Here is a 25,202-nt window from a genome sequence, read left to right on the forward strand (position 1 = left end):
GTCTTCAGTACCGCGCCAGCAGGCGACGCACCCCGCGCGGAATATCGTTGACGAAGAACCGCACGAGGCCCAGCAGCCCGCGTGACAGAAGCGGCCTCGCCCGGCCGGAATTGCCCAGGGTGCGGTCTGCCGCGATCATCCTGTCAATATGGCGGGTGATCCGGGAGCCGCACAGCTCGGTCACGGTGCGCAGCTCGCGGCGGCGGCGCGTTGTGCGCAGGTGCTTGTGCAGCCGGGGCGCGTGGAGCAGCCGCGGCGCGGTATTGCGGCGGCCCTGGGCTTCCAGCACATCGATTTCCATCAGGTTGTATTCTGGCGGCAGAATCGCCAGCCGCAGACCACTGGCATAAAGAAGCTCGCGCAGGATCGGCTGGTCACGGTTCAACCCGCTGTCGCGCAGGGTGCTGGAGAGATCGGCGAAGAAGCCGCGTGTCTGCTCCGAGGCGCGGCAGCCGATCACCCCTGAGTTCACCTGCGGGAAGGCCGGAGGAACCGGGGTGCGGAACATCTGGATCGCCCAATCCGCGTTGCGGTTGGGCTCATGGGCGGCGGCGATGTCGAAGCGGTGCAGCAGCTCGAAGACATCGGCCATCGACGCGGTGCAGATGATATCGGCATCCAGGCAAAGCGTGCGCCCGAAGCGGCTCCTTTGCAGGGCCTCGAACTTGGGGCGGAAAGAGGCCGCTTCCAGCCGGTGCACCTTGGAAAACACCGGGGCGTCGCAGGGCTGGTCTGTGAAGAGGTCGATCGGGTGATCGGCGTGGTGGCGGCGGATGCTTTCCGCCGCCCGGATCGTCAAAGGCAGGTAGGCCGCTCCGCTGGCGGCGAAGACGAAGCCTTCCTGCACTGTCGCGTCGTCTTCAGCCAAGCGAGCTGTCGATCCCCTTGCAGGCCTCCACGAGGCCCTTCACGGCGTCAACCGACTTGTCGAACATCGCCTGCTCTTCCTTGTTGAGCTTGATGTCCACGACCTTCTCGATGCCACCGGCGCCGATCACGGTGGGCACGCCCACATACATGTCCTTCACGCCGATCTCGCCGTCGCAATAAGCCGCACAGGGCAGAACGCGCTTCTGGTCTTTCAGGTAGGCCTCGGCCATCTCGATGGCGGAGGTGGCGGGCGCGTAATAGGCCGAGCCGGTCTTCAGCAGGCCGACGATCTCGGCGCCGCCGTCACGGGTGCGCTGGATGATGGCGTCGAGCTTTTCCTGGGTGGTCCAGCCCATCTCCACGAGGTCGGGCAGGGGGATGCCGGCGACGGTGGAGTAGCGGGTGGAGGGCACCATGGTGTCGCCGTGGCCGCCGAGCACGAAGGCGGTGACGTCTTTCATCGACACGCCGAACTCGAGGCTCAGGAAGTGGCGGAAGCGAGCCGAGTCGAGCACACCGGCCATGCCGCAGACCTTGTTGGCGGGCAGGCCCGAGAACTTCTGCAGCGCCCAGACCATCGCGTCCAGCGGGTTGGTGATGCAGATCACGAAGGCGTCGGGCGCGTGGGCGGCGATGCCCTCACCGACCGACTTCATGACCTTCAGGTTGATGCCGAGCAGGTCATCGCGGCTCATGCCGGGCTTGCGCGGCACACCGGCGGTGACGATGCACACGTCGGCGCCTGCAATGGCGGCATAGTCGGTGGTGCCCGAAAGGGCGGCGTCGAAGCCCTCGGAGGGGCCGCTCTCGGCGATATCGAGCGCCTTGCCCTGCGGCACGCCGTCGGCGATGTCGAAGAGGACAACGTCCCCGAGTTCCTTCATTGCGGCAAGGTGGGCGAGCGTGCCGCCGATCTGCCCCGAGCCGATAAGTGCGATCTTCGGTCTGGCCATTATGGGTTGTCCCTCGTTGGTGACATGAAATCTCGCCACGCCTAGCCAATGGCATGCGGGCGTGCAAGGCTGCATTGCAGCGTGAATGCCGCAGGTGCACAGGCAGCAGGGGCGGAAAGGGCAGAAGATGCAAGGAGTTGGCACCCATGTGGCCTGATCCCTGGGTGATGGCCGTGGCCGTGCCCGCGGTGATCTTCGCGGGCGTGTCGAAGGGTGGTTTCGGCTCAGGAGCGGCCTTCGCCGCGGCCCCGATTCTCGCCCTCGCGATCGATCCGCGCGTGGCCGTGGGCCTGTTGCTGCCGCTGCTCATGCTGATCGACGTCTTCACCCTGAAGAGCTTCTGGAAGCAGTGGCACGGCCCCTCGGCGCTGGCGCTCGTTCTGGGCTCGCTGCCCGGGATCGGCCTGGCGATCTGGCTCTTCCGGGTGGCCGATGCCGACACCTTCCGCCTGCTGATCGGGGCCATCGCCCTTCTGTTCGTGCTCTACCAATTCGCCCGCGCGCGCGGCTGGCTGCACATCCCCGACAGGCCGTTCGATCCGCTGGCGGGCGGCTTGGCCGGGGCGGTGGCGGGGTTCACCAGCTTCATCAGCCACGCGGGCGGCCCGCCGGTGGCGGTGTTTCTGCTGGCGCAGGGCATGGGCAAGACGATGTATCAGGCCACCAGCGTCATCACCTTCTGGGCAATCAACCTGCTCAAGTTCATTCCTTACGCCGCGCTGGGCATCTTCACCCGCGAAACCGTGGTGCTCGACCTCTGGCTGGCGCCCGCCGCGATCCTGGGCGCGTGGCTCGGGGTGAAGGCGCATCACATGGTGCCCGAGAAACTGTTTTTCGCGCTCACCTACGTTCTGCTCACCCTCACCGGCACCAAGCTGATCTGGGATGCGCTGGTCTGACGGCGGCGCGTCCCGCGCGGTCAGGCGTCTTTCTCGCCGGTGGGGATAAGCGCCTCTTCGACCAGTTCGAAGGCCTTGCCGGAGGCGACGAGGCAGGTCATGCCGTTGGGCAGGGTCACCGTCACCGTCCAGGTGCCGCTTTCGAGGTTGGCGAAGGTTTCCACCACCTGGTTGTTCGCGCCCAGACCGATGGCCTGGCGGCTCTCGCCGTAGCCGTCGGCGAGCCGGGCCACCACCTTTTCACGGTGGGCGCAGTTGCGGTTCTGGGCCTCGGCCCCGGTGGCGGCGAGGCAGGCGAAGCCCGCAGCGATGAAGAGAAGTTCTTTCATGGTCCAAACCCTTTTTGACAGCGTGGCCCCATGTCGGGCGTGCCCGGCTTTGCCGGTGGCATGGGTGGCGCATTCGGCGCCGGTCATTCAAGGTCGGACTGATTATTGCCGTCTGTCTTGGCGGCCCTGCCAAGAACGGCCCTCCAGTCGCCCGACTCGGCAATGATGCTGCGCCGGAAGTGGTGAGCATCTCGTTAACCCACCTTGACGGCGCCGCAGGGGTGCATTTGGCAAGACCGAAAGTTGCCATTTCGTCTTAGTTTCAGAAATGATCTTGCGCGGCGGCGCAGCATTTGGTCTTTCTGCACCCGCACCAAGCCCGGAGAGAATCAATGCCCGCCACACGCCCATACCGCTCGCTGCTCTACATCCCAGGCTCCAAGCCTCGCGCGCTGGAGAAGGCGGCCACGCTGCCCTGCGATGCGATCATCTTCGATCTGGAAGACGCGGTGACGGCAGAGGCCAAGGACGAGGCACGTGCCCTGCTGGCCGAAACCCTCCCCGGGGCCGACTACGGCCCGCGTGCCCGCATCGTCCGCGTCAACGGGGCCGACACGCAATGGGGCGCGGCGGATCTTGAGGCCATCTGCCCGGTTGCGCCGGACGCGATCCTGCTGCCCAAGGTCAGCCACCCCGACGAGATCGCGGCGGTGAAGGCGCAGCTCGACGCGGCAGGGGCGACCAACACCAAGATCTGGGCGATGATGGAAACACCGATGGGCATCTTCAACGCGCTTTCCATCGCGCAGGCCCCGGGCATGGGCGGCTTCGTGATGGGCACCAACGATCTCGCCAAGGAGCTGAACTGCCGCAGCCGGGCTGACCGGCTGCCGATGATGTTTGCCCTCCAGCAATGCCTCATGGCCGCCCGCGCCGCCGGGATCGTGGCGATTGACGGCGTCTACAACGCCTTCAAGGACGACGACGGGCTGAAGGCCGAATGCGCACAGGGCCGCGACCTTGGCTTTGACGGCAAGACCCTGATCCACCCCGCGCAGCTTGAGATCACCAACGCTGCCTTCGCCCCCTCGGAGAGCGAGATCGACCTCGCCCGCCGCCAGATCGCCGCCTTCGAGGAAGTCGAGGCGAGCGGGCAGGGGGTGGCCGTGGTGGATGGGCGGATCGTGGAGAACCTCCACATCGAAACCGCCCGCGCCACACTCGCCAAGGCAGAGGCCATTGCGGCCATGGCGGAATGAGGTCAAAGTGAACGCAACAGTTCACTTGTTGAGGATACCCCGATGGCACTCCCCCTCACCCTCCTGATCGCCGGCCTCGCGCTCTGGTGGCTCGCCCACCTCTTCAAGCGGATCTCCCCCGCGCGCCGGGCCGCCCTGGGCAACGGCGGCAAGGGCGCCGTGGCGCTGGCGCTCCTCGCGGCCATCGTGCTGATGACCTTCGGCATCCGCACCGCCGATGCATCGCCAGACATCTGGTATCCGCCCTACTGGCTGCGGCACCTGAACAATCTGCTCGTGCTGATCGCGCTCTACTTCACCTCGCCCGGCCCGTCGAAAGGCGCGCTCTTCTACAGGATGCGCCACCCCATGCTCTTCGGCTTCGCGCTCTGGGCCTTCGCGCACCTGCTCGTCAACGGCGACCTCGCCACCATGATCCTCTTCGGCGCGCTGCTCGTCTGGGCGCTGGTGGAAATGGTGGTCATCAACCGCGCCGAGCCGGAATGGACCCCTCCGCCGAAAGGCTCCATCGCCAAGGATGCGATGTTCCTTGCCATCTCGGTGCTTCTGCTCGGCCTGATCGGCTGGGTCCACGGCCTGCTTGGCTACCCTGTGTTTGGATAACCCCATGAAACTCTACCGCTTTCTCACTGAAGACGACACCTCGGCCTTCTGTCACAAGGTCACCGCCGCGCTAAACAAGGGCTGGTCGCTGCATGGCGACCCGCAATACAGCTTCGACGCCTCCAACGGAGTGATGCGCTGCGGGCAGGCCGTGGTGAAAGAGGTCGAGGGCACCTACACACCCGACACCAAGCTGGGGGAACATTGATGAGCAAAACCAACGCGGGCCGGTTCTTCGAGGATTACAAGCTGGGCGAGGTGATCCGCCACGCCGTGCCGCGCACCGTGGCCGAGGGCGAGCGGGCGCTCTACCACGCGCTCTACCCGGCCCGCCACGCGCTCTATTCTTCTGATGCCTTCGCGGGCGATTGCGGGCTGGACGGCTCGCCGCTCGACGATCTCATCACTTTCCACGTGGTCTTCGGCAAGACCGTGCCCGACATCTCGCTCAACGCCGTCGCCAACCTTGGCTACGCCGAGGGCCGCTGGCTGAAGCCTGTCTATGCGGGCGATACGCTGGCCTCCGAGTCCGAGGTGATCGGCCTCAAGCAAAACTCCAACGGCAAGTCGGGCGTCGTCTATGTGCGCACCACGGGCCGCGACCAGCTTGGCGAGCCCGTGCTGGAGTATGTGCGCTGGGTCATGGTGCGCAAGCGCGATGCCGAGGCCCCGGCGCCGGAAACGGTGATCCCCGATCTGGCAAAGGTGGTGGCACCCGAGGATCTGGTGGTGCCCGAGGGCCTCACCTTCACAGGATATGACTTCACCGCCGCCGGCGAGCCGCACCGCTGGGGGGATTATGCCAAGGGCGAGGTGATCGACCACGTCGACGGGGTGACCATCGAGGAGGCCGAGCACATGCTGGCCACCCGGCTCTGGCAGAACACCGCCAAGGTGCATTTCGACGCCACCTTTCGCGAAGACGGCAAGCGCCTGATCTACGGCGGCCACGTGATTTCATTGGCGCGCGCCCTCTCGTTCAACGGCCTCGCCAACGCCCAGATGCTTGTGGCGATCAATGGCGGGGCGCACGCCAACCCCTGCTTCGCCGGCGACACGGTGCGCGCCTGGACAGAGGTGCTCGATACGGCAGCCCTCACCGAAGACATCGGCGCGCTCCGCCTCCGCCTCGTGGCGGTGAAAGGGGCCGAAACGCTGGCCGGGGATCTGAAGGGCGACGACGGCAAGTACCTGCCCCACGTGCTGCTCGACCTCGACTACTGGGCGCTGATCCCGCGGTAGAAATCGACCGTCTGGCAAAGCCTGAGGCGCGACCGGCGGAAAAGGGCAATAGCGTTCACATTTGTGATCACGCCTCTGAAAATTGTGATCACAAGGCTGAAAAAACGCCCTGTTAGCGCCCGAACTCGGACTGTTTTTCATCGGTTTAGCTCGTGACTCGCCCGGCGAAAAATGCCAATTGAAGAACGCAGCACGCCTGCGCGGCCCCTCCGCGCGGCACGCCACCCAATGCGCCGCGCCCCGGCCGCCCTGGCCCGGAGCCGCGCCAAACAGGAGAGCGTTCATGGCAGATATGAACCGGGACCGCCCGCTATCGCCCTTCATGATCGGCCCGTATTACCGCCCGCAGATGACCTCGATGACCTCGATCATCAACCGCATCACCGGGTCCGGGCTGGCCGTGGGGGCCCTTCTCGTCGTCTGGTGGCTCGTCGCCGCCGCCTCCGGCCCCGATTACTTCGCGTCCATCGACTGGCTCATCACCTCCTTCATCGGAGACCTGGTGATGTTCCTCTCCGTCTGGGCGCTCTGGTGGCACACGCTGGGCGGCATCCGGCACCTGATCTGGGACGCGGGCTACTGCCTTGACGTGGAAACCTCCGAAAAGCTGGGCTACTGCATCATCGGCGGTTCCATCCTCCTCACCCTTCTCACCGTCATCATCGTGTAAGGGGGCAGCACCATGGCATTTCTGACCGACCGCAAACGCGCCGAGGGCATGGGCTCCGCCAAATCCGGAACCGAGCACCACTGGCACATGCAGATCTCCAGCTACGCGCTGGTCATCCTCACCCCGCTCTTCCTGCTCACCTTCGGGCCGCAGCTCGGGAACGACTATGAAACCGTCATCGCCCATTTCGCCCGGCCCTGGCCGGCGATCATCTGCGGGCTGATGGTGGTGGTCGGCATGTGGCACTTCCGCCAGGGCTTCCAAGCGGTGATCGACGATTACGTGTCCACCATGATGACCCGCAAGCTCTGCATCATCGCGCTGGCCTGCTTCAGCTACGGCGTAATGGCCGCCGGGGTCTTCGCCCTGGTCAAGCTGGCGCTCTGAGCGCCGACTGCGCCCCCGAACGAAGGTGCGAAAGCGCCCACGAGAACCGCAAGGACGAAAACGATGGCAGCTTACGAATACGAGACGCACACCTATGACGTGGTGGTTGTGGGCGCGGGCGGCTCCGGCCTGCGGGCCACCCTCGGGATGGCCGAGCAGGGGCTGAAAACCGCTTGTGTCACCAAGGTCTTCCCGACCCGCTCCCACACCGTGGCGGCGCAGGGCGGCATCGCGGCCTCGCTCTCCAACATGGGCCCCGACCACTGGCAGTGGCACATGTATGACACCGTGAAGGGCTCTGACTGGCTCGGCGACACCGACGCGATGGAATACCTCGCCCGCGAGGCCCCCAAAGCCGTCTACGAGCTTGAGCACTACGGCGTGCCCTTCTCGCGCACCGAGGAAGGCAAGATCTACCAGCGCCCCTTCGGCGGCCACACCACCGAGTTTGGCGAGGGCCCGCCCGTGCAGCGCACCTGCGCCGCCGCCGACCGCACCGGCCACGCCATCCTGCACACGCTGTACGGCCAGAGCCTGAAGCACAACGCCGAGTTCTACATCGAGTATTTCGCCATCGACCTGATCATGGGCGAAGACGGCGCTTGCCAGGGCGTGGTCTGCTGGAAGCTGGATGACGGCACGATCCACGTCTTCCGCGCCAAGATGGTGGTGCTGGCGACTGGCGGCTATGGCCGCGCCTACTTCTCCGCCACCTCCGCCCACACCTGCACCGGCGACGGCGGCGGCATGGCGGCCCGCGCGGGGCTGCCGCTGCAAGACATGGAATTCGTCCAGTTCCACCCTACCGGCATCTACGGCTCCGGCTGCCTCATCACCGAGGGCGCGCGCGGCGAGGGCGGCTACCTGACCAACTCCGAGGGCGAGCGCTTCATGGAGCGCTACGCGCCGACCTACAAGGACTTGGCTAGCCGCGACGTGGTCAGCCGCTGCATGACCATGGAAATCCGCGAGGGCAGGGGCGTGGGCAAGGAGAAAGATCACATCTTCCTCCACCTCAACCACCTGCCGCCCGAAACCCTAGCGGAGCGCCTGCCGGGCATCTCCGAGAGCGCCCGCATCTTCGCCGGGGTGGACCTGACGAAAGAGCCCATCCCGGTGCTGCCGACCGTGCACTACAACATGGGCGGCATCCCCACGAACTACTGGGGCGAAGTGCTGAACCCCACGGCGGATGACCCCGATGCCATCGCGCCCGGCCTCATGGCCGTGGGCGAAGCGGGCTGTGCCTCGGTGCACGGCGCCAACCGCCTCGGCTCCAACTCGCTGATCGACCTCGTGGTCTTCGGCCGCGCCGCCGCGATCCGCGCCGCAAAGGTGGTGGACCCGGCCAGCGCCAACCCCGACCTCAACACTGCCTCCGTCGAGGCCGCTTTGAGCCGTTTCGACAAGCTGCGCCACGCCGATGGCTCGATCTCCACCGCCGAGCTGCGCGACGAGATGCAGCGCACCATGCAGGCCGACGCGGCGGTGTTCCGCACCGACAAGACGCTGGCCGAAGGCGTGGAAAAGATGAAGGCCGTGGCCGCCAAGATGGACGACATCAAGGTGACCGACCGCTCCCTCATCTGGAACTCCGACCTGATGGAAACGCTGGAGCTGACCAACCTCATGCCCAATGCACTCGCCACCATCGTCGGCGCCGAGGCCCGCAAGGAAAGCCGCGGGGCGCACGCCCACGAGGATTACCCCGACCGGAACGACGACGAGTGGCGCAAACACTCCCTCGCCACGGTGGAGGGCAACGAGGTGAGCCTCAGCTACCGCCCGGTGCACCTCGATCCGCTCTCCAAGCAGGAAGACGGCGGCATCGACCTCAAGAAGATCGCGCCGAAGGCGCGGGTTTACTGAGGCATCGGTGACAGGGCAGGGCACCATATTCCGGTGGGCGGCATGATCGTCGCCAACCTCGCCACCTATCCACCGCGCGAGAGCAACCTCGCCGATGTGGTCGCGGCCATCCTGCCGCAGGTCAACCGGTTGAACATCGTGCTCAACCAGTATGACGCCCCGCTGGAGGCCTTTGCCGGCGAGGAGAAGATCGCCCAGATCATCCCCGATGAAGACCAGAAGGACGTGGGCAAGTTCTACCCCGATGTGACCGGGGCGGACTGGGTCTTCATGATCGACGACGACATGATCTACCCGCCCGATTTCGTGGCCAACTCCATCGCCGCGATGGAGGCGCTGGGCCCCGGCAAGTTTCTCGGTGGCTACCATGGCTCGCTCTACTACGAGCCGCAGTTCAGCCTCGCGCCCAAGGCGCTGCTGAAATACCTGCGCTACAAGCCGGTCAACATCGCCGATTATCGCAAGCCCTTCCGCTTCTACGAGGCGCTGGAAAAGCCCACCGTGGTTGACCAGATCGCCACCAATGCGGCGGTGATGCGCGGTGAGGATTTTCCGCTGCACAGCTACATGGCCGGCAGCCAGAAATTCGTCGACGTGCGCCTGGCCCGCTGGTGCTTCGAGCGGGGCATCACCCCCGTCTGCCTGCCTCGCGCCGCCGGTTGGCTGGGCGAGGTGCGCTTCGAGGAAACCATCTTTCGCGGCTTTACCCGCCAGAACCCGCCGCATGTGGCCGAGGAAATCTGGACCTACGCGCTCAAGGTGCAGGGCCGGGGCCAACCGGTGGAGGCCGCCCGCTGATGGCCCGCCTCATGTGCTTTGCCACCCACCACAAGTCCGGCACCGTCTGGACGCGGCGGACGATCCAGGCCATGGGCCGCGCCTTCGGGCTGGACTGGCACGGCATCTGGCGCGACGAGGCGATGCGGAAGGTGCCCGAGGAGGGCCGCGCCTTTCTCGTCAACTGGGCGGGCTACTTCCCGCAGGAGCTCTGGGCGCGCGATGACGTGGCCTTCGTGCACATCATCCGTGACCCGCGCGACATCCTGCTCTCGGGCTGCGTCTACCACCACTTCGCCGCCAGGGAAGGCGAGAAATGGCTGCACGAGCCACGCGATGATCTGCGCGGGCAGAGCTACCAGAAGCACCTCAACGCGATTGAGGGCGACGAGGCCAAGCTGCTCTTCGAGATGGAGGGCAAGCACCGCGAAACGGTGGAGGAAATGCGCGCCTGGCCCTGGGGCGATCCGCGCATCTTCGAGCTGAAATACGAAGACATGATGGAAGACACCGACTGCTCCCTCTTCGGCGCCGCCATGGCCCACCTCGGGCTGGAGGGCGAAGAGCTGGAAACGGCCAGGCGGCTGTTCTGGGAGCAGTCGCTCTTCGGCGGCATGGCCAAGATCGATGACCGCCCCCGCCACCTCATGGGCCATGTCGCAAGCGAAGGGGCGCTCAAGCGGTGGCAAAGCGAGTTGCCGCCCGCCGTGGCCGAGGTTTACGCTGAGCGCTACGGGGCCGACCTTGCCGCGCTGGGCTACGAGGCTGACGACAGCTGGCTTGCGCGGCTTCAGGCTCCGGCTCCTGCCGAGCCGCATGAAAGGGCCCACCCATGATCCGCCGCGCCATTCCCCTCCTGTTGCTCGCCCTCGCCGCCTGCGACGCCAACCCCGTGGACATCGTCGCGCGGGAGGCGGCAAAGAGCGTGGTGCGCCCCATCGTGCAGGAAAAGCTGCCCGGCGTGCCGCCCGATCTGGTCACCGAATGCCTGATCGACAACATGAGCGCGGGCGAAATCTCGACGCTGGCGCAGGAGGCCGCCACCGGCATCTCGCCGCGCTCGACCGAAATCGTTGTGGCCACCGCCCAACGCCCCGAAGCTATCAATTGTATCACGCGGGAAGGTCTCCCGCTGATCCTGAACGGATAGGAGCCTGACCCATGGTCCAGCTGACACTGCCCAAGAACTCCCGCATCACCACCGGCAAGACCTGGCCGAAGCCCGAAGGGGCGACCAATGTGCGGAAGTTCCAGATCTACCGCTACGATCCGGACTCGGGCAAAAACCCGGCGGTCGATACCTATTTCATCGACATGGACCAATGCGGCCCGATGGTTCTGGACGCGCTGATCAAGATCAAGAACGAGATCGACCCCACGCTTACCTTCCGCCGCTCCTGCCGCGAGGGCATCTGCGGTTCCTGCGCGATGAACATCGACGGCATCAACACGCTGGCCTGCATCTACGGCATGGACGAGATCAATGGCGACGTGAAGATCTACCCGCTGCCGCACATGCCCGTGGTGAAGGATCTCATCCCCGATCTCACCCATTTCTACGCCCAGCACGCCTCGATCATGCCCTGGCTGGAAACCAAGACGCAGCGGCCCGAGAAGGAGTGGAAGCAGTCTATCGAAGACCGCAAGAAGCTCGACGGCCTCTATGAATGCGTGATGTGCGCCTCCTGCTCCACCGCCTGCCCGAGCTACTGGTGGAACTCCGACCGCTACCTCGGCCCCGCCGCGCTGCTCCACGCCTACCGCTGGATCATCGACAGCCGCGACGAGGCCACCGGCGAGCGGCTGGACGACCTTGAAGACCCCTTCAAGCTTTACCGCTGCCACACCATCATGAACTGCGCCAAGACCTGCCCCAAGGGCCTGAACCCGGCCAAGGCCATCGCGCATATCAAGAAGATGATGGTCGAACGCGTCGTTTGACGGTGGTGCTCCGCTCAGGCGCTTGCGGTGATGCGATGCATCCCCGTGATCAAGAAGATGATGGTCGAGCGGGTGGTGTGATGCGCCTTGCCGTCAGCGCCGTGGGGTGTGGTCAGGGCAAGGCCCGCGCCACTCCCGAAACGCTGATGGTTGCGCCTTTCGCCTAACGCGCCGTGAGTCTCTGGCTCCTTGCCTGTGCCGTTGTGGCATGGCTCGCCGGAGCCGCCGGTTGGCTATGGCTTTGCGCCGGATTCCGCCACCAAGGCGCGCGGGGCGAGGCGGGGCGCATCGCCGTTCAACTCTCGGGCTTTGCCTTGCTGGCAGGCACATTGGCCGGCAGCCCCCTGCTCGCGCTTGCCGGTGCCGCCCTCCCTCCCTCTGCGCTCCTTCTCATCGGCCGAATCCTGCAGGCCCCGGCGCTCGCCGCCGAACTGGCACCATCGGCGCTCGGTGGCTTTCTCTTCGCTGGCGTTGGTGGTTGGCTCTTTCTCAAATGGCGCGGTGCCCGCCCCGTTTGGGCATTGGGCGTCGCGCTGCTTGCGGGCACTTTGGCGATGGTCGTTGCAGGAGAGCTAACAAGCCGCCGGGCGATGTGTGCCGAAGCGGCCAAGCATGGCACACGTGCCTTCATGCGAAACAGCTTTTCGTGGAGCCTGCGCCACCCGAGGCGCGAGTTCAACTTCGAGGTCCACGCGCTGTCGCAGCGAGATGATGTTACCCGGGTCTGGAGCTATCGGCACATGCGCTGGGACGAGATCCCGCCGACGGTCTCGCAAAACATTGACGCGCCGCCGCACCGCTTGGTCTGCCAGCGACAGCCCTGAGTGGGCAGGTCAGTGCCGCATCGCCTCCTCGCGGGAAAACGGCATTCGGCCCCGGAACTCGGCGGGCACCAGTGCATCCACTGCGTCCCCTTCCGCCTGCCAGCGCCAGCCGCGCCAGTCGTGGGTGAAGATCAGGTCTTCGCGCTCGATCTCGGTGCTGGTCTTCTTCAGCTTGCCCAGCACGCCGGGGTGCGTGGGCGAGGCAACACCGATGGTGAAGGCCATGTGGCAGGAAAAGGCATCTTCCCGCAGCCGTTTGCAGGCCCCGCGAAACTCGCTGTAGGTGACGCAGATTTCGACCTCGGGAAACTTGCGAAGGTTGGAGCGGAAGCCGGAGGGGCAATTGTTGGTGGGGTATTGCTTGTTCAGCGCGTTGAGAAACCCGCGCTTCAGATCGCCTGATCGTGGCTCGGGGCTGATGAGCTTGGCCGTGGCATAGGCCGGGATCACCTCGGCCTGGCCTTCAATCGGCGCCTCGACGGCCCCCGTGAAGAAAATTGCGGAGAGGACGGAACCAAGTGCGGGCAGAAGCATTGTACCTCCGTTGACTGCCATTCGGGAGTTGGGTCTTACGTGCTCGACCCCACCCTAAACTGCTGTCTTCCACTCTGTCATCCCTCCGTTACGTTGAAATTACGTAAACGCCCGCCGATTGTGCGCCTGTTCGCGTGCCTGCCCTTTCGCTGGTCGCGGGCCATCGCTTACACTCGGGGCGAGCAGTCACAATTCCCTGAGCGCCCCATGATCACACCCGCCCCCGGCAGCGCGCCGCTGCCCGATGACGCCCCCGAGCACGCAGAGGCCGCCCGCGCGGTGGCACCCGTCATCTGCTATCCGACCGAGAGCCTGCCGCCGCCCGATCTTGCGCTCTACGCCGCGGCCAGGGCGCAGGCCCGCAAGACCGGCGAGGTGGTGGTGCCGCCGCGCGAGGGCGGTTGCGTTCCGGTGCGGGCCGGGCAGTTCCTGCGGATTTCCTGCCCCGAAGGCCCGCAGGTGGGCGACTTGAACCTCTGGAACCTCGCCGACCCGTCAGAGCGCTTCTACTCCGGCAAGACCCGCGCGCTCCATGGCACCCACCTCGGGGTGGGGGACAGGATGTGGTCCGGCTTCCCCACGCTCCGCCCGATGGCCACGATGACGGCCGACAGCCTTGGCTGGTATGGCGTGGACGGATTCGGGGGCCGGGTGCATGACGTGATCGGCACCCGCTGCGATCCCTACACCCACCACCTGCTTTCAGGCGGCGACTATCAGCGTTGCTGCCACTCCAACCTCACCCGCGCCTTCGCGGGCTGGACGGGGCAAAGCGCCGCCGAGGCCGAACCACTGGTGCATGACGTGCTCAACGTCTTCATGTGCACCGGCTTCACCGCCGACACCGGCCAGTATTTCATGAAGGCCACGCCTGCGCGGCAAGGCGATTACGTCGAGCTCTTCGCCGAGATCGACCTTCTCGCCGGCCTCTCCGCCTGCCCGGGCGGCGACTGCGGGGCCGAGCACAGCTCTGACGTGGCCCAGTGCCACCCGCTGCTCTGCGAGGTCTTCGCGCCGCCCCCCGCCGCGCTGGAGGGCTGGGAGAGCCCGCCCGTCAACGGATACGACGGCAGCCACGGGATCGCTGCGCCGTAAACGCGCAGCCTACAGCCGCGTAGGGTGCGCATTCATGGCGCAGCTCATCAGCAATAGCGCTCCACGCCGATGGTCTGGGTGTCGGAGTAGCGGTCGCCATGGGCAAAGCCCACCGGCAGGATCGCTTCGATCTCGGCGTAATCCTCGGCGGTGAGCTCGACGTCTGCCGCATCAACCCAATCCTGCAAATGTGCGCCGGTGCGGGTGCCGGGGATCGGGATCAGGTGGTCGCCCTTGCCCAGCACCCAGGCCATGGCCAGCTTCGAGGTGGGCATGCCCCGCTCCTTGGCATAGGCGCGGAAACGCTCCAGCGCTTGCTGGTTGTAGGCGTGGTTCGGCGCCTGCCAGCGCGGGTTGGCCTTGCGAAAATCGGTGTCGGCCATCCCCGCCGGATCGTGCGGCGCGTCGGTCAGCTCACCGCGCGCCAGCGGGCTGAACGGCACGAAGGCCACGCCCAGTTCGGCGCATGTCTGGATCACCCCCAACTCGGGCTGGCGCGACCAGAGCGAATATTCGTTCTGCACCGCCATCACCGGCGCCACAGCGTGGGCGCGGCGGATGGTGGAGGGGGCCACCTCGCTCAGGCCGTAACCGCCGATCAGCCCCTCTTCCATGAACTTCGCCATGGTCTCGGCCAGCTCCTCCACGGGGCGCTCCTGCTCGCGCCGGTGGGCATAGAACAGCCCCACGCGATCCACCCCCAGCCGCTCAAGGCTCTTCTCCAGCTCGCTGCGCAGGTGGCCCTCGTCGTTGCGGTAGTGCCGCTGGGGCTTGGGCACGATGGAGGCCTTGGTGGCAATCACCGGCTTTGCCTCACTGCCCTTCAGCCATTCACCAATCGCACTTTCCGACCGGCCCATGCCGTAGATGTTCGCGGTATCCAGAAAATCAATTCCCGCCGCCCAGGCAGTATCGAGGCAGGCCACAGAGGTTTCCAGATCGGTTTCACCGAAGAACCCGGCAAATGACATACAGCCCAGCCCGATCGCAGAAACCTCCGGGCCATTTGCCCCAAGTTTGCGCTTTTTCATATGGTACGTCCTCTATTCGGTGAATGCCGCTTCCAGAGCGATTTCGACCATATCGCCAAAGCTCTTTTCGCGCTCTTCGCTGGGAAGGGCTTCATGGGTTTTCAGATGATCGGAAACGGTGAGCACGGCAAGCGCCCTGCAACCGTAGCGGGCGGCGAGGGTATAAAGCTCGGCGGCCTCCATTTCGACGGCGAGAATTCCGTGCCGCTCCATTTGCTGATTCAAATCGGGGCGCTCGTCGTAGAACACATCCGAAGAATAGATGCCGCCCACATGGGTTTTCACCTCTCGCGCTTCAGCAGCGGCAGACGCCGCCCGCAGAAGTGACCAGTCGGCGCAGGGGGCAAAGTTCAATTCGCGGAAGATTCCGCGCGATGGCGTCGACAGGGTGCTCGCGGTCATCGCCAGCACCACGTCACGCACCGCCACCGCCTCCTGCATTGCCCCGCAGGAGCCGATGCGGATGAGCGTCTTGGCGCCATAGTCGCGGATCAACTCGTTCACGTAGATCGAGAGCGAAGGCATCCCCATGCCGCTGCCCTGGATCGTCACCGCATGGCCGCGCCATGTGCCGGTGAAGCCGAGCATCCCGCGCACCTCGTTGATGCACTTGGGTTTTTCAAGGAAGGTCTCTGCCGCCCAGCGGGCGCGATACGGATCGCCCGGCAGCAAGACCACCTCCGCGATCTCGCCCGGCTCCGCGCCGATATGCACTGTCATGCGCTGTCCCTCTTTCTGTCATGGGGCGGCATTCTGGGCCGCCCCCGCACAGAAGATGGCTCAGATGGCGAAATCCTCAAGCGACTTTCCGGCCGCGAGGCCCGACTTAATCCAGGCCGGTTGGCGCCCGCGCCCTGTCCAGGTCTGGCTCTTGTCTTCTGGATTGGCGTATTTCGGCGCGCCTTTGGGGCCAGAGGCCTTTGCGCCCTTGCGGCCGCGTTTCGACGCCCCGCCCGTCAATTCGTCAAGGCTGAAGCCATGGGCCAAAGCGGCCTTTTCGGCAGCGGCTTTGGCGGCTTTCTTGTCTTCTTCGGCAGCCTTCGCCAATGCCTTTTCCACATCCGCCTTAAGCTTTTCCAGCTCTTTGCGGCTCATTCCCTTGAGGCTTACGGCCATTACGAAACCCTTCTTTTCTGTTCCGGTCCAACTGTGAGTGGTTGCGCGGGAAAGTTGAGTAGTGCCAAAAATACAGGCAGCCCGCATGGGCTTACCATAAGCGGAGATAATAAGAATGGAAAGGGCCAGAATTCCGGAGCCCATTTCGCCCCGGAATTCCGGTTAATGGATGCAGTGCCGCGATCTCAAGCTGCGGCTTCGCGTGGTTCGGCCAGCGCGACGATATCCATCATGATCCGGTTCAGCTCGAAATCCTTTGGCGTATAGACCTGAGAAACGCCCATATCTTTCAAGGCTTTGGCATCTTCTTCCGGAATGATCCCGCCGACGATCAGCGGGATATGCGATAGCCCCGCCTCGCGCATTCTCTCCAGCGTTTCGGTAATGAGCGGCAAATGGCTGCCCGAAAGGATCGACAGGCCGATCACATGGGCCTCCTGCTCCTGCGCTGCGGCCACGATCTCTTCCGGCGTCAGGCGAATGCCCTCATAGGCAATGTCCATCCCGCAATCCCGCGCGCGGCAGGCGATCTGCTCGGCGCCGTTGGAATGCCCGTCGAGCCCCGGTTTGCCGACGAGGAACTTGAGCCGCCGCCCCAGCCTGTCCGACACCAGATCAACCGCCTCGCGGATCTCGTCGAGCCCCTCGGTGCGGTTGGAGGGGGAGCGCGCCACGCCGGTGGGGCCGCGATACTCGCCGAAGACGGCCCGCATCGCGCCCGCCCATTCGCCCGTGGTCGCGCCCGCCTTGGCCGCGGCAATCGAAGGCTCCATCACGTTGTCGCCCGCCCGCGCCGCCGCGCGCAGCGCCTCCAGCGCCTTGGTCACGGCGTCGCTATCCCGCGCCTCGCGCCAGGCCTGGAGCCGCGCAATCTGGTCAGCCTCCACGGCCGGGTCCACCGTCATGATGCCGCCATCCTCGCCCATCAGCGGCGAAGGCTCGCCCTCGGCCCAGCGGTTCACGCCCACCACCACGGTTTCGCCGGTTTCGACCCGGCCCAGCCGCTCGGCGTTGCTCTCCACCAGCCGCGATTTCATGTAGTCGATCGCCGCAATCGCGCCGCCCATGCCATCGAGCTGCGCCAGCTCGGCCCGCGCGCCCTCTTTCAACGCCTCCACCTTGGCGTCCACCGCCGGGTTGCCGTCAAAGAGGTCGCCGTATTCCAGCAGGTCGGTCTCGAAGGCCATGATCTGCTGCATCCGGAGCGACCATTGCTGATCCCATGGGCGGGGCAGGCCGAGTGCCTCGTTCCATGCCGGAAGCTGCACCGCGCGGGCCCGCGCCTTCTTGCTCAGCGTCACCGCCAGCATCTCGATGAGAATACGGTAAACGTTGTTTTCCGGCTGCTGCTCCGTCAGCCCCAGAGAGTTCACCTGCACGCCATAGCGGAAGCGCCGCATCTTCGGGTCTTCCACGCCGTAGCGCTCGCGGCAGATCTCATCCCAGAGGTCCACGAAGGCGCGCATCTTGCACATCTCGGTGACAAACCGGATGCCCGCGTTCACGAAGAACGAGATCCGCCCGACCAGCGTCGGAAAGTCCTCTTCCGGCACCTGCCCTTTCAGCGCGTCCAGCACGGCAATCGCCGTGGCCAGCGCAAAGGCCAGTTCCTGCTCCGGCGTCGCCCCGGCCTCTTGCAGGTGGTAGGAACACACGTTCATCGGGTTCCACTTCGGCACGTTCCGGTAGCAATAGGCGGCCACGTCGGTGATGAGCTTGAGGCTCGGTTTCGGCGGGCAGACATATGTGCCGCGGCTCAGGTATTCCTTGATGATGTCGTTCTGCACCGTCCCTTGCAGCTTGCTCACATCCGCGCCCTGCTCCTCGGCCACGGCGATGTAGAGCGCCAGCAGCCACGGCGCGGTGGCGTTGATCGTCATCGAGGTGTTCATCTGCTCCAGCGGAATATCGGCAAACAGCGCCCGCATGTCGCCCAGATGCGCCACCGGCACGCCCACCTTGCCCACTTCGCCCCGCGCGCGGGGGTCATCACTGTCGTAGCCGGTCTGCGTCGGCAGGTCGAAGGCCACCGAAAGGCCGGTCTGCCCCTTGGCGAGGTTGGCCCGGTAGAGCGCGTTGGAGGCGCTGGCCGTGGAGTGCCCGGCATAGGTCCGGAACAGCCAGGGGCGGTCGGCTTGGGGGGCATTATTCTGCGCTTGCGACATGATGGGCCTCCGATGAATCGGTTGAGCAAGATTATTCCGTTCTGCGCGTTTCTGGCGAAAGATTATGCCAATGTCAATTCGCTGCATCGCGGCGAGGGCAGGGCGGTTGCAATTGCCCGCAATCGGGGCACATCCGGCGCGCTCTGCCGGGGATTTACCCGGGCCGCGCCACCTGTAACTCTCCCCCCATGACGCAAACGGTCTCGCTCCCGCTCTGGCTCTTCCTGCTGATCCTGCTGTTTGCCGGCGTCACCTTCGCCTCCCACTTCCTCTTTCCTTCCGTCCGCTGGTTCTTCCGGCGACGGCTGGAGAGGGCGGTAGCGCGGCTGAACACCCGCCTCGCCCGGCCCATCGAACCCTTCAAGCTGGCCCGGCGGCGCGACACCATCCAGCGGGTGATCTACGCGGCTGAGGTGCTCGCCGCCGTCACCGCCCATGCCGAGGCCGAGGGCATCCCCGAAGAGGTCGCCTTCGAGCAGGCCCGCCGCTACGCCCGCGAAATCGTGCCCGGATTCTCGGCCTTCGCCTACTTCGGCTTTGCCATCCGCGTCGCCAAATGGCTGGCCACCTCGCTGTTCCGCGTGCGTCTGGCGCGGCTGGATGAGGCGAAGCTGGCGGCGATCCCGGAGGACGCCACGGTTGTCTACGTGATGAACCACCGCTCCAACATGGATTACGTGCTTGTCACCTATCTCGTGGCCCAGCGCACCACGCTCTCCTACGCGGTGGGCGAATGGGCGCGGGTCTGGCCGTTGCGCTCGCTGATCCGGGCCATGGGGGCCTACTTCATCCGCCGCAAATCCCGTGGTGAGCTCTATCGCACGGTGCTTGCCACCTATGTGTCCGTGGCCACGCGGGCCCATGTGGCGCAGGCGATGTTCCCCGAGGGGCGGCTCTCGCTCACCGGCGCGCCGGGCGCGCCCAAGCTGGGGCTGCTGGCCTACATCACCGAGGCCGCGCGGGATGACACCGAGGTGGTCTTTGTCCCAACTGCGCTCAACTACGACCGGGTGCTGGAAGACAGGGTGCTCATCGCCGCGCAGGGAGGCGGCGGCTTTCCCACCCGCATTCGCGTCGTCTTCCGCTGGCTGGTGCGGCGCCTGGTGCTGCGGCTGCGCGGCATGTCACATCATCTTGGCTACGCGGCCGTCAGCTTCGGGGATCCGCTGTCGTTGTCCAGCTTTCCGGGCGATACCGAGGCGCTCGGGGCCGAACTCATGCGTCGGATCGAGGTGGTGATGCCGGTACTGCCGGTGCCATTGCTGGCCACATTGCTGACCGGGGCCGATGGGCCGCTCCCCCGCGCCGCGTTGGAGCGCTGCTGGAACACCCGCATCCGCCAGCTGGAGGCCGCCGGCGTCGTGCTGCACGTGCCCCGCGCCAATCCGGCCTACGCACTGGAGAACGCCCTGCGAATCCTGCGGGACCGAAACCTGCTCGTGGAAACCGAAAGCGGCATTGCCGCGGCCCCGCAGGAGGGCCCGCTCTTTGCCTTCTACGCAGCCTCCATCGCCCCGCAAATGGCACAGCTTGCGGATGCTGCAACTGCAACCACGCCGCACCCCCGGCTCATGCCTGCGGATGATGCAGCTGCGAAGGGCGCTGCCCTTTCGAGCGCCGAAACTGAATCGGGCGAGACATAAAATTACAAATCCGACGTCAGTCGTATTGCAATCTTGCGCGAGCGTTCGTAGAACCCCGGGAGAGCACGGCGCGATTCTGCGCCGCAGAACGACCTGAGGAGAGAAGCCCATGGCTCTGGACACCACTGAAGCCCCGCAGGCCGCATACGAGGCCGAGGAGAAAGACCTCTACGAGATCGGCGAAATGCCCCCGATGGGCTACGTGCCGCCCAAGATGTACGCCTGGGCGATCCGCCGCGAGCGCCACGGCGAGCCCGATGTCTCGTTTCAGAAAGAGGTGGTGGACACCTGGGAAATCGACAGCCACGAGGTGCTGGTGCTCGTGATGGCCGCAGGGGTCAACTACAACGGCGTCTGGGCCGGTCTCGGCCAGCCGATCAGCCCCTTTGACGTTCACAAGCAAGATTATCACATTGCCGGCTCCGATGCCTCGGGCATCGTCTGGGCCGTGGGCGACAAGGTGAAGCGCTGGAAGGTCGGCGACGAGGTCGTGATCCACTGCAACCAGGACGACGGCGACGACGAAGAGTGCAACGGCGGAGACCCGATGTTCTCGCCCACCCAGCGGATCTGGGGCTATGAGACAGGCGACGGCTCCTTTGCCCAGTTCACCCGGGTGCAGGCCCAGCAGCTCATGCCGCGCCCCAAGCACCTGACCTGGGAAGAGAGCGCCTGCTACACGCTCACGCTGGCCACCGCCTACCGCATGCTCTTCGGCCACCACCCGCACGAGCTGAAGCCGGGCCAGAACGTGCTGGTCTGGGGTGCGTCGGGCGGCCTCGGCTCCTACGCGATCCAGCTGGCCAACACGGCGGGCGCCAATGCCATCGGGGTGATCTCGGATGAGAGCAAGCGCCAATTCGTGCTGGATCAGGGCGCAAAGGGCGTCATCAACCGGAAAGACTTCAACTGCTGGGGCCAGCTCCCCACGGTGAACAGCCCCGAGTATAACGAGTGGCTGAAGGAGGCCCGCAAGTTCGGCAAGGCGATCTGGGACATCACCGGCAAGGGCGTGTCTGTCGACATGGTCTTCGAGCACCCCGGCGAAGCGACCTTCCCGGTGTCGACGCTGGTGGTGAAGAAGGGCGGCATCGTGGTGATCTGCGCGGGCACCTCCGGTTTCAACACCACCTTCGACGTTCGCTACATGTGGATGCACCAGAAGCGCCTTCAGGGCTCGCACTTCGCCAACCTCAAGCAGGCCGCCTCTGCCAACCGCCTGATGGTGGATCGTCGGCTCGACCCCTGCATGTCCGAAGTCTTCCCCTGGGAAGAGATCCCGGCGGCGCACATGAAGATGCTGAAGAACGAGCACAAGCCGGGCAACATGGCGGTGCTGGTGCAGGCCCCCAAGACCGGTCTGCGCACGCTCGAAGACGCGCTCGAAGCCCGCGGCTGACGGCGGCTCCACGCCCCGCCGCGCGCGTCTTCCGCGCAGCGGATTTGCAATTTAAAATTGAATGTCGGGCGCTCCTTTTCGGAGCGCCCGTTTCGCTTTCTCAGGCAGGTTAGTGAACAAGGCAAAGAAATAGCTGCTATTCGTGAGGTCTCCCCATTTCGGGGGACTGCCAATCCGCGAATTTATCGGCGCGCCGCCACATGCTAGGGTTGTGTTAATACATCGTTAACCTTTAGGATTGAGGCTACCTATGAAACACGAGTGGGTACTCGACGTCTTGGCGGATGTGCGCGCATACGCATATCGAAATGGGCTGACCGAGCTGGAGGGCAGGCTGCTGGAGACGATCGAAGTCGCGCGACGGGAAACCGGCTGCGTACCTGCATCGTTCAGGGGAGACGCTTCGGCGGACGGCGATGGCAGCTGTGCTGGAACAGTTTATCGAAGGCTTGCAACAGGCGAGCACGCTTGACGATGTTCAGGCGAGCGTATTCGGCCTGCGCGAGCTCTACGATGTGGAGCATGTCGTCTATCATTCGGTGAACGCCACCGGCGGCCAATACGCCGCGCTCACCTATTCCGATGCCTGGGTCGGGCGTTATGTCTCCGAGGAATACGAGCGGATCGACCCTGTCGTGGTCGGGTGTTACCAGCGCTTCCACCCAGTGGACTGGCGACGGCTCGACTGGTCGGGCAAGGTCAGCCGCGACTTCATGGGAGAGGCGCAGGACGCCGGCGTGGGAAACCAGGGCTACACCGTGCCCATTCGTGGCCCCTCCGGCCAGTTCGCGCTCTTCACCGTTTCGCACAATGCAACAGACGCCAAGTGGACCCGCTTCACCGAGGCCCACACCCGCGACCTGATCCTGGCCGCCCACTACCTCAACCAGAAAGCGCTTGAAATCGAGAACGGCGATTCTGCCAAATCGCCCACGCGCGCGCTCTCGCCGCGCGAACGCGACGCGCTCACCCTTCTGGCGCTGGGCTACAGCCGGGCACAGGCCGCCGAAAGCCTGGAAATCTCCGAGCACACCCTGCGCGTTTACATCGAGGGCGCGCGCTACAAGCTCGGCGCGATGAACACCACGCACGCCGTGGCCCTCGCACTGGCACAAGGGCGGCTGGTTTTCTGAGCAGATTGGCAAAAGGTTGATGCAACCTTAAGGTGCCGCAAACTTAGAATTAACAATCTTAACGATAACTCCCTAACGTGTTTCCCGTTCAAAGCAACGAAGACGGAGGGAGTTACCATGTTGCGCTACATCTACGGCGAAGAGCTTTTTCAATATCCGAAACTGCGGGACACCATGTTCCGCGATCGCGCCCGGCAGTTCCACGAGCGGCTGGGTTGGGACGTCACGGTTGATGACCGCGGCGAAGAACGCGACGAATACGACGCGATGAACCCGCTTTATGTCATCTGGCAGCGGGCAGACGGCAGCCACGGCGGCTCCATGCGCTTTCTGCCCACCACCGCGCCCTGCATGGTGAACGACCACTTCACCCATCTCACCGATGGCGTCACCATTTCGCACCCGCTGATCTGGGAGTGCACCCGCTTTTGCCTCGCGCCCGAGGCCGAGGGCCGGGTCGCCGCCGGGCTGATGCTGGGCGGCGCGGAACTGGGGCAGGGCTTTCACCTCAGCGACGCGGTGGGCGTCTTCGATGCCCGCATGGTGCGAATCTATGGCCGCCTAGGCTGGGCCCCCACGGTGCTGGGCACCTCCGGCACGGGGCGCGATGCCGTCTCGGTCGGCTTGTGGGAAATGTCCGAGCGCACCCGCTTGGCCATGGCCCGAAAGGCGGGCCTCAGCCCCGCGCTCTCGCGCCACTGGTTCGACCGGGCCTTCGGCCGGGTTTCCGATGTGCGCGAAGCGGTTTCGGCCTAGCGGCCCGGGGGCGGAGCATCTAAAGCCTTTCGGGTTCTGATCGAGAATCCCAGTATCGCTTATCGCGTTCGACCGTAGGGAGAGGCAGCGAATAAGCGATTCAATGTGAACCCGAAAGGCTATACTCTCCGCCCCATGAACCTCCCCGCTTTGACCTTCTCCGACGACCAGGCCCAGGCCTGGGACACGCTGGCCGATGTGCTGCGTCGCCACGGTGTCGATCTCGACAACGAGACGACAACGCCAATGGCCGAGGGCAAGGGCAGCGTGACGGCGGTGATGGGCAAGGCGGGCTCGGGCAAGACCCTGCTGCTCGCCCGTCTAGCCGATGCGCTCGCCGAGGCCGGGGTGGATGTGATTTCCGGCGATTGGGAGGGCAAGCCGCGCAAGGATCGCCGCACGCTCGCCATCCTCGCCCCCACGAACAAGGCCGCCTCGGTGCTGCGGGGCAGGGGGGTGGCCGCCACCACCATCCACCGCATCCTCTACACGCCCGTGTATGACCCGGAATACGAGAAGATCGCCGAGTGGCTGGCCGGGCAGGGCGAGCGCCCCGAGCCGATGGAGGGCCTGACCGAAGCCGCGCTCGACCGCGCCCAAGCGGTCTACGAAGTGCACAAATCCATCCCCGCCGCGCTGGCCTCCGCCGGGCTGCGCGGGAGCGATTTCATCACCGGCTGGAAGCGCCGCGAGGAGCCGCTGGATATCGGCTTCATCGACGAATCTTCCATGCTGTCGGATGACCAATACGAAGACCTGCGCGAAATCTTCCAGGCGCTGGTGCTCTTCGGCGACCCGGCCCAGCTCGCCCCTGTCAAGCAATCGGGCAACATGGTGTTCGACCGCCTCCCAGAGAAGCGCCGCCTCGAGCTGCACCGCATCCACCGCCAGGCCGATGACAACCCCATCCTCGACCTCGCCCACGCGCTGGCCGACCCGGCGCTGGATTTCCAGAGCTTCGAGCAGATGGTGTATGAAAAGGCCCGCGCGGATGACCGGGTGGTGGTGTCCGAACGGGTCGAAGCCGCGCTGATGGCCCGCTCTCCGGTGCTGGTCTGGCGCAACAACACCCGCATCCGCCTCATCCACGCCTTCCGCGCCGCTTACCACGCCCCGCCCGATGCGCTGCTGCCCGGCGAGCCGCTGATCTGCGACGGCATCGAGCTGCCGATGAAGCACCGCAAGAAGCGGCTCGATCTGGAGGCGCGCGGCCTCATCAAGGGGGCGCAGGTGGTCTACCTTGGGCCGGGCAAGAAGGCGGGCTTCTCCAAACTGCACGTCATCGGCGCCGAGCAGCCGCAGGTCTCGGCGGCCTCGATCGTCAAGATCGAGCTGCCCGACGAGGAAGAGCCCTTCATCCCCTATGCCGCCCGCATGGGCGCCACCTTCCTGCACGGCGCGGCGGTGACGATCCACAAGGCGCAAGGTAGCCAGTGGCCCACCGTGCAGGTCTTCGCCCCCGATCTCTTCGTCGCCGCCCGGATGGGCCGGGAGGAGGCCGGTCAGCCGCTGTGGAAACGCCTCGCCTATGTGGCGATCACCCGCGCCGAGGAGCGGCTGCTGTGGTGCACCCGCAACCGCCTCGCCCGTCCCACCGAGCCGCTCACCACCGCCGATCTGGAAGCCCCGGTCGCCCCGCTCACGCTGGAAGCGGAAGAGTAGAGCACCGTCATCCTCGGGCTCGACCCGAGGATCTCCCGGCGGCCAGGAGATCCTCGGGTCGAGCCCGAGGATGACGGCGAAACACGCACATCGCCCTCAATACCC

Annotated in this window: 27 protein-coding genes; 19 read left to right on the plus strand and 8 right to left on the minus strand. The window is 65.4% G+C overall.

What is annotated here, in order from left to right:
- Nucleotides 1-4: 4 nt before the first annotated feature.
- Together DYI42_RS11970 and mdh are read right to left on the minus strand one after the other, a co-directional pair.
- On the minus strand, nucleotides 5-868 hold the full coding sequence (locus DYI42_RS11970) for a putative nucleotide-diphospho-sugar transferase (protein WP_213546172.1): 864 nt from the start codon (nucleotides 866-868) through the stop codon (nucleotides 5-7).
- Nucleotides 861-1,823 carry a malate dehydrogenase gene (mdh, locus tag DYI42_RS11975; RefSeq protein ID WP_213546173.1) on the minus strand — a complete coding sequence of 321 codons (963 nt, stop codon included), beginning with the start codon at nucleotides 1,821-1,823 and terminating at the stop codon, nucleotides 861-863. The genes DYI42_RS11970 and mdh overlap by 8 nt, the downstream gene beginning before the upstream one ends.
- Nucleotides 1,824-1,969: 146 nt before the next feature.
- Between mdh and DYI42_RS11980 the strand changes: the two genes are divergently transcribed.
- Nucleotides 1,970-2,722 carry a sulfite exporter TauE/SafE family protein gene (locus DYI42_RS11980; RefSeq protein ID WP_213546174.1) on the plus strand — a complete coding sequence of 251 codons (753 nt, stop codon included), beginning with the start codon at nucleotides 1,970-1,972 and terminating at the stop codon, nucleotides 2,720-2,722.
- A gap of 20 nt (nucleotides 2,723-2,742) precedes the next feature.
- Here the strand turns inward: DYI42_RS11980 and DYI42_RS11985 are convergent, their stop codons facing one another.
- Nucleotides 2,743-3,051, minus strand: a complete 309-nt coding sequence (locus DYI42_RS11985; RefSeq protein ID WP_213546175.1) for a hypothetical protein — start codon at nucleotides 3,049-3,051, stop codon at nucleotides 2,743-2,745.
- A 332-nt stretch (nucleotides 3,052-3,383) separates the two neighbouring features.
- On the opposite strand from DYI42_RS11985, the gene DYI42_RS11990 reads away from it, so the two are divergent.
- The 12 genes from DYI42_RS11990 to DYI42_RS12045 all read left to right on the plus strand — a co-directional run bounded on the left by DYI42_RS11990 (nucleotide 3,384) and on the right by DYI42_RS12045 (nucleotide 12,563).
- A complete protein-coding gene (locus DYI42_RS11990) occupies nucleotides 3,384-4,250 on the plus strand; it encodes an HpcH/HpaI aldolase/citrate lyase family protein (protein ID WP_213546176.1) in 867 nt (288 codons plus the stop codon).
- A gap of 42 nt (nucleotides 4,251-4,292) precedes the next feature.
- Entirely contained in the window at nucleotides 4,293-4,853 is a 561-nt protein-coding gene (locus tag DYI42_RS11995) for an NnrU family protein (protein WP_213546177.1), read from the plus strand.
- A 4-nt stretch (nucleotides 4,854-4,857) separates the two neighbouring features.
- Complete coding sequence (locus DYI42_RS12000) at nucleotides 4,858-5,061, plus strand: DUF1737 domain-containing protein (RefSeq protein ID WP_213546178.1); 204 nt, start codon at nucleotides 4,858-4,860, stop codon at nucleotides 5,059-5,061.
- The gene (locus tag DYI42_RS12005) at nucleotides 5,061-6,095 is read left to right on the plus strand and encodes a MaoC family dehydratase (protein ID WP_213546179.1); all 1,035 of its coding nucleotides are present in this window, start codon (nucleotides 5,061-5,063) and stop codon (nucleotides 6,093-6,095) included. Before DYI42_RS12000 ends, DYI42_RS12005 begins: the two co-directional genes overlap by 1 nt.
- Nucleotides 6,096-6,378: 283 nt before the next feature.
- Nucleotides 6,379-6,765 (plus strand): succinate dehydrogenase, cytochrome b556 subunit, encoded by a 387-nt coding sequence (sdhC, locus tag DYI42_RS12010; protein ID WP_213546180.1) that lies wholly within the window; start codon nucleotides 6,379-6,381, stop codon nucleotides 6,763-6,765.
- A gap of 12 nt (nucleotides 6,766-6,777) precedes the next feature.
- Nucleotides 6,778-7,152 (plus strand): succinate dehydrogenase, hydrophobic membrane anchor protein, encoded by a 375-nt coding sequence (gene sdhD, locus DYI42_RS12015; protein WP_213546181.1) that lies wholly within the window; start codon nucleotides 6,778-6,780, stop codon nucleotides 7,150-7,152.
- A gap of 63 nt (nucleotides 7,153-7,215) precedes the next feature.
- Complete coding sequence (sdhA, locus tag DYI42_RS12020; protein ID WP_213546182.1) at nucleotides 7,216-9,021, plus strand: succinate dehydrogenase flavoprotein subunit; 1,806 nt, start codon at nucleotides 7,216-7,218, stop codon at nucleotides 9,019-9,021.
- A gap of 42 nt (nucleotides 9,022-9,063) precedes the next feature.
- On the plus strand, nucleotides 9,064-9,819 hold the full coding sequence (locus DYI42_RS12025; RefSeq protein ID WP_213546183.1) for a hypothetical protein: 756 nt from the start codon (nucleotides 9,064-9,066) through the stop codon (nucleotides 9,817-9,819).
- Nucleotides 9,819-10,634, plus strand: coding sequence for a sulfotransferase domain-containing protein (locus tag DYI42_RS12030; protein ID WP_213546184.1), 816 nt, complete (start codon nucleotides 9,819-9,821; stop codon nucleotides 10,632-10,634). The genes DYI42_RS12025 and DYI42_RS12030 overlap by 1 nt, the downstream gene beginning before the upstream one ends.
- Nucleotides 10,631-10,948, plus strand: a complete 318-nt coding sequence (locus DYI42_RS12035; protein WP_213546185.1) for a succinate dehydrogenase — start codon at nucleotides 10,631-10,633, stop codon at nucleotides 10,946-10,948. The genes DYI42_RS12030 and DYI42_RS12035 overlap by 4 nt, the downstream gene beginning before the upstream one ends.
- 11 nt (nucleotides 10,949-10,959) lie before the next feature.
- On the plus strand, nucleotides 10,960-11,739 hold the full coding sequence (locus DYI42_RS12040) for a succinate dehydrogenase iron-sulfur subunit (protein ID WP_213546186.1): 780 nt from the start codon (nucleotides 10,960-10,962) through the stop codon (nucleotides 11,737-11,739).
- A 173-nt stretch (nucleotides 11,740-11,912) separates the two neighbouring features.
- Nucleotides 11,913-12,563 (plus strand): hypothetical protein, encoded by a 651-nt coding sequence (locus DYI42_RS12045; protein ID WP_213546187.1) that lies wholly within the window; start codon nucleotides 11,913-11,915, stop codon nucleotides 12,561-12,563.
- A gap of 9 nt (nucleotides 12,564-12,572) precedes the next feature.
- Here DYI42_RS12045 and DYI42_RS12050 read toward each other — a convergent pair whose 3' ends face one another.
- Nucleotides 12,573-13,097 carry a hypothetical protein gene (locus DYI42_RS12050; protein WP_213546188.1) on the minus strand — a complete coding sequence of 175 codons (525 nt, stop codon included), beginning with the start codon at nucleotides 13,095-13,097 and terminating at the stop codon, nucleotides 12,573-12,575.
- Nucleotides 13,098-13,304: 207 nt separating this feature from the next.
- On the opposite strand from DYI42_RS12050, the gene DYI42_RS12055 reads away from it, so the two are divergent.
- Nucleotides 13,305-14,192: an urea carboxylase-associated family protein gene (locus DYI42_RS12055; protein WP_213546189.1), complete on the plus strand. Its 888-nt coding sequence runs from the start codon at nucleotides 13,305-13,307 to the stop codon at nucleotides 14,190-14,192.
- Nucleotides 14,193-14,239: 47 nt separating this feature from the next.
- Here the strand turns inward: DYI42_RS12055 and DYI42_RS12060 are convergent, their stop codons facing one another.
- Genes DYI42_RS12060 through DYI42_RS12075 form a run of 4 tightly spaced genes read right to left on the minus strand, consistent with a single transcriptional unit; the run spans nucleotide 14,240 to nucleotide 18,504 of the window.
- Entirely contained in the window at nucleotides 14,240-15,223 is a 984-nt protein-coding gene (locus tag DYI42_RS12060) for an aldo/keto reductase (RefSeq protein ID WP_213546190.1), read from the minus strand.
- A 12-nt stretch (nucleotides 15,224-15,235) separates the two neighbouring features.
- Nucleotides 15,236-15,943, minus strand: a complete 708-nt coding sequence (deoD, locus tag DYI42_RS12065) for a purine-nucleoside phosphorylase (protein ID WP_213546191.1) — start codon at nucleotides 15,941-15,943, stop codon at nucleotides 15,236-15,238.
- A gap of 60 nt (nucleotides 15,944-16,003) precedes the next feature.
- On the minus strand, nucleotides 16,004-16,483 hold the full coding sequence (locus DYI42_RS12070) for an H-NS histone family protein (RefSeq protein ID WP_342344652.1): 480 nt from the start codon (nucleotides 16,481-16,483) through the stop codon (nucleotides 16,004-16,006).
- Between the two features lie 41 nt (nucleotides 16,484-16,524).
- Nucleotides 16,525-18,504: a protein meaA gene (locus tag DYI42_RS12075; protein WP_213546192.1), complete on the minus strand. Its 1,980-nt coding sequence runs from the start codon at nucleotides 18,502-18,504 to the stop codon at nucleotides 16,525-16,527.
- A 188-nt stretch (nucleotides 18,505-18,692) separates the two neighbouring features.
- On the opposite strand from DYI42_RS12075, the gene DYI42_RS12080 reads away from it, so the two are divergent.
- The 5 genes from DYI42_RS12080 to DYI42_RS12100 all read left to right on the plus strand — a co-directional run bounded on the left by DYI42_RS12080 (nucleotide 18,693) and on the right by DYI42_RS12100 (nucleotide 25,097).
- Nucleotides 18,693-20,147 (plus strand): 1-acyl-sn-glycerol-3-phosphate acyltransferase, encoded by a 1,455-nt coding sequence (locus tag DYI42_RS12080; RefSeq protein ID WP_213546193.1) that lies wholly within the window; start codon nucleotides 18,693-18,695, stop codon nucleotides 20,145-20,147.
- Between the two features lie 109 nt (nucleotides 20,148-20,256).
- On the plus strand, nucleotides 20,257-21,546 hold the full coding sequence (gene ccrA / locus DYI42_RS12085) for a crotonyl-CoA carboxylase/reductase (RefSeq protein ID WP_213546194.1): 1,290 nt from the start codon (nucleotides 20,257-20,259) through the stop codon (nucleotides 21,544-21,546).
- 416 nt (nucleotides 21,547-21,962) lie between these two features.
- Nucleotides 21,963-22,679 carry a helix-turn-helix transcriptional regulator gene (locus DYI42_RS12090; RefSeq protein WP_213546195.1) on the plus strand — a complete coding sequence of 239 codons (717 nt, stop codon included), beginning with the start codon at nucleotides 21,963-21,965 and terminating at the stop codon, nucleotides 22,677-22,679.
- Nucleotides 22,680-22,796: 117 nt separating this feature from the next.
- Nucleotides 22,797-23,435 (plus strand): acyl-homoserine-lactone synthase, encoded by a 639-nt coding sequence (locus DYI42_RS12095; RefSeq protein ID WP_213546196.1) that lies wholly within the window; start codon nucleotides 22,797-22,799, stop codon nucleotides 23,433-23,435.
- A 135-nt stretch (nucleotides 23,436-23,570) separates the two neighbouring features.
- Nucleotides 23,571-25,097 (plus strand): AAA family ATPase, encoded by a 1,527-nt coding sequence (locus DYI42_RS12100; protein WP_213546197.1) that lies wholly within the window; start codon nucleotides 23,571-23,573, stop codon nucleotides 25,095-25,097.
- The last annotated feature ends 105 nt before the right edge of the window (nucleotides 25,098-25,202 follow it).

It is taken from the genome of Vannielia litorea, from assembly GCF_018424695.1.
GTDB lineage: Bacteria > Pseudomonadota > Alphaproteobacteria > Rhodobacterales > Rhodobacteraceae > Vannielia > Vannielia litorea_A.

Excerpts from the sequence above, each read along its gene's own strand:
- DYI42_RS11980 (WP_213546174.1), top strand. The coding sequence starts at position 1,970 with ATGTGGCCTGATCCCTGGGTGATGGCCGTGGCCGTGCCCGCGGTGATC.
- sdhD (WP_213546181.1), top strand. The coding sequence starts at position 6,778 with ATGGCATTTCTGACCGACCGCAAACGCGCCGAGGGCATGGGCTCCGCC.
- DYI42_RS12080 (WP_213546193.1), top strand. The coding sequence starts at position 18,693 with ATGACGCAAACGGTCTCGCTCCCGCTCTGGCTCTTCCTGCTGATCCTG.
- DYI42_RS11985 (WP_213546175.1), bottom strand. The coding sequence starts at position 3,051 with ATGAAAGAACTTCTCTTCATCGCTGCGGGCTTCGCCTGCCTCGCCGCC.
- DYI42_RS12095 (WP_213546196.1), top strand. The coding sequence starts at position 22,797 with ATGTTGCGCTACATCTACGGCGAAGAGCTTTTTCAATATCCGAAACTG.
- DYI42_RS12100 (WP_213546197.1), top strand. The coding sequence starts at position 23,571 with ATGAACCTCCCCGCTTTGACCTTCTCCGACGACCAGGCCCAGGCCTGG.
- DYI42_RS12090 (WP_213546195.1), top strand. The coding sequence starts at position 21,963 with ATGGCAGCTGTGCTGGAACAGTTTATCGAAGGCTTGCAACAGGCGAGC.
- sdhC (WP_213546180.1), top strand. The coding sequence starts at position 6,379 with ATGGCAGATATGAACCGGGACCGCCCGCTATCGCCCTTCATGATCGGC.
- DYI42_RS12075 (WP_213546192.1), bottom strand. The coding sequence starts at position 18,504 with ATGTCGCAAGCGCAGAATAATGCCCCCCAAGCCGACCGCCCCTGGCTG.
- DYI42_RS12060 (WP_213546190.1), bottom strand. The coding sequence starts at position 15,223 with ATGAAAAAGCGCAAACTTGGGGCAAATGGCCCGGAGGTTTCTGCGATC.
- DYI42_RS12055 (WP_213546189.1), top strand. The coding sequence starts at position 13,305 with ATGATCACACCCGCCCCCGGCAGCGCGCCGCTGCCCGATGACGCCCCC.
- ccrA (WP_213546194.1), top strand. The coding sequence starts at position 20,257 with ATGGCTCTGGACACCACTGAAGCCCCGCAGGCCGCATACGAGGCCGAG.
- deoD (WP_213546191.1), bottom strand. The coding sequence starts at position 15,943 with ATGACAGTGCATATCGGCGCGGAGCCGGGCGAGATCGCGGAGGTGGTC.
- DYI42_RS12025 (WP_213546183.1), top strand. The coding sequence starts at position 9,064 with ATGATCGTCGCCAACCTCGCCACCTATCCACCGCGCGAGAGCAACCTC.
- DYI42_RS11990 (WP_213546176.1), top strand. The coding sequence starts at position 3,384 with ATGCCCGCCACACGCCCATACCGCTCGCTGCTCTACATCCCAGGCTCC.
- DYI42_RS11995 (WP_213546177.1), top strand. The coding sequence starts at position 4,293 with ATGGCACTCCCCCTCACCCTCCTGATCGCCGGCCTCGCGCTCTGGTGG.
- DYI42_RS12040 (WP_213546186.1), top strand. The coding sequence starts at position 10,960 with ATGGTCCAGCTGACACTGCCCAAGAACTCCCGCATCACCACCGGCAAG.
- mdh (WP_213546173.1), bottom strand. The coding sequence starts at position 1,823 with ATGGCCAGACCGAAGATCGCACTTATCGGCTCGGGGCAGATCGGCGGC.
- DYI42_RS12050 (WP_213546188.1), bottom strand. The coding sequence starts at position 13,097 with ATGCTTCTGCCCGCACTTGGTTCCGTCCTCTCCGCAATTTTCTTCACG.
- DYI42_RS12000 (WP_213546178.1), top strand. The coding sequence starts at position 4,858 with ATGAAACTCTACCGCTTTCTCACTGAAGACGACACCTCGGCCTTCTGT.
- DYI42_RS12035 (WP_213546185.1), top strand. The coding sequence starts at position 10,631 with ATGATCCGCCGCGCCATTCCCCTCCTGTTGCTCGCCCTCGCCGCCTGC.
- DYI42_RS12070 (WP_342344652.1), bottom strand. The coding sequence starts at position 16,483 with ATGGGCTCCGGAATTCTGGCCCTTTCCATTCTTATTATCTCCGCTTAT.
- DYI42_RS12030 (WP_213546184.1), top strand. The coding sequence starts at position 9,819 with ATGGCCCGCCTCATGTGCTTTGCCACCCACCACAAGTCCGGCACCGTC.
- DYI42_RS12005 (WP_213546179.1), top strand. The coding sequence starts at position 5,061 with ATGAGCAAAACCAACGCGGGCCGGTTCTTCGAGGATTACAAGCTGGGC.
- sdhA (WP_213546182.1), top strand. The coding sequence starts at position 7,216 with ATGGCAGCTTACGAATACGAGACGCACACCTATGACGTGGTGGTTGTG.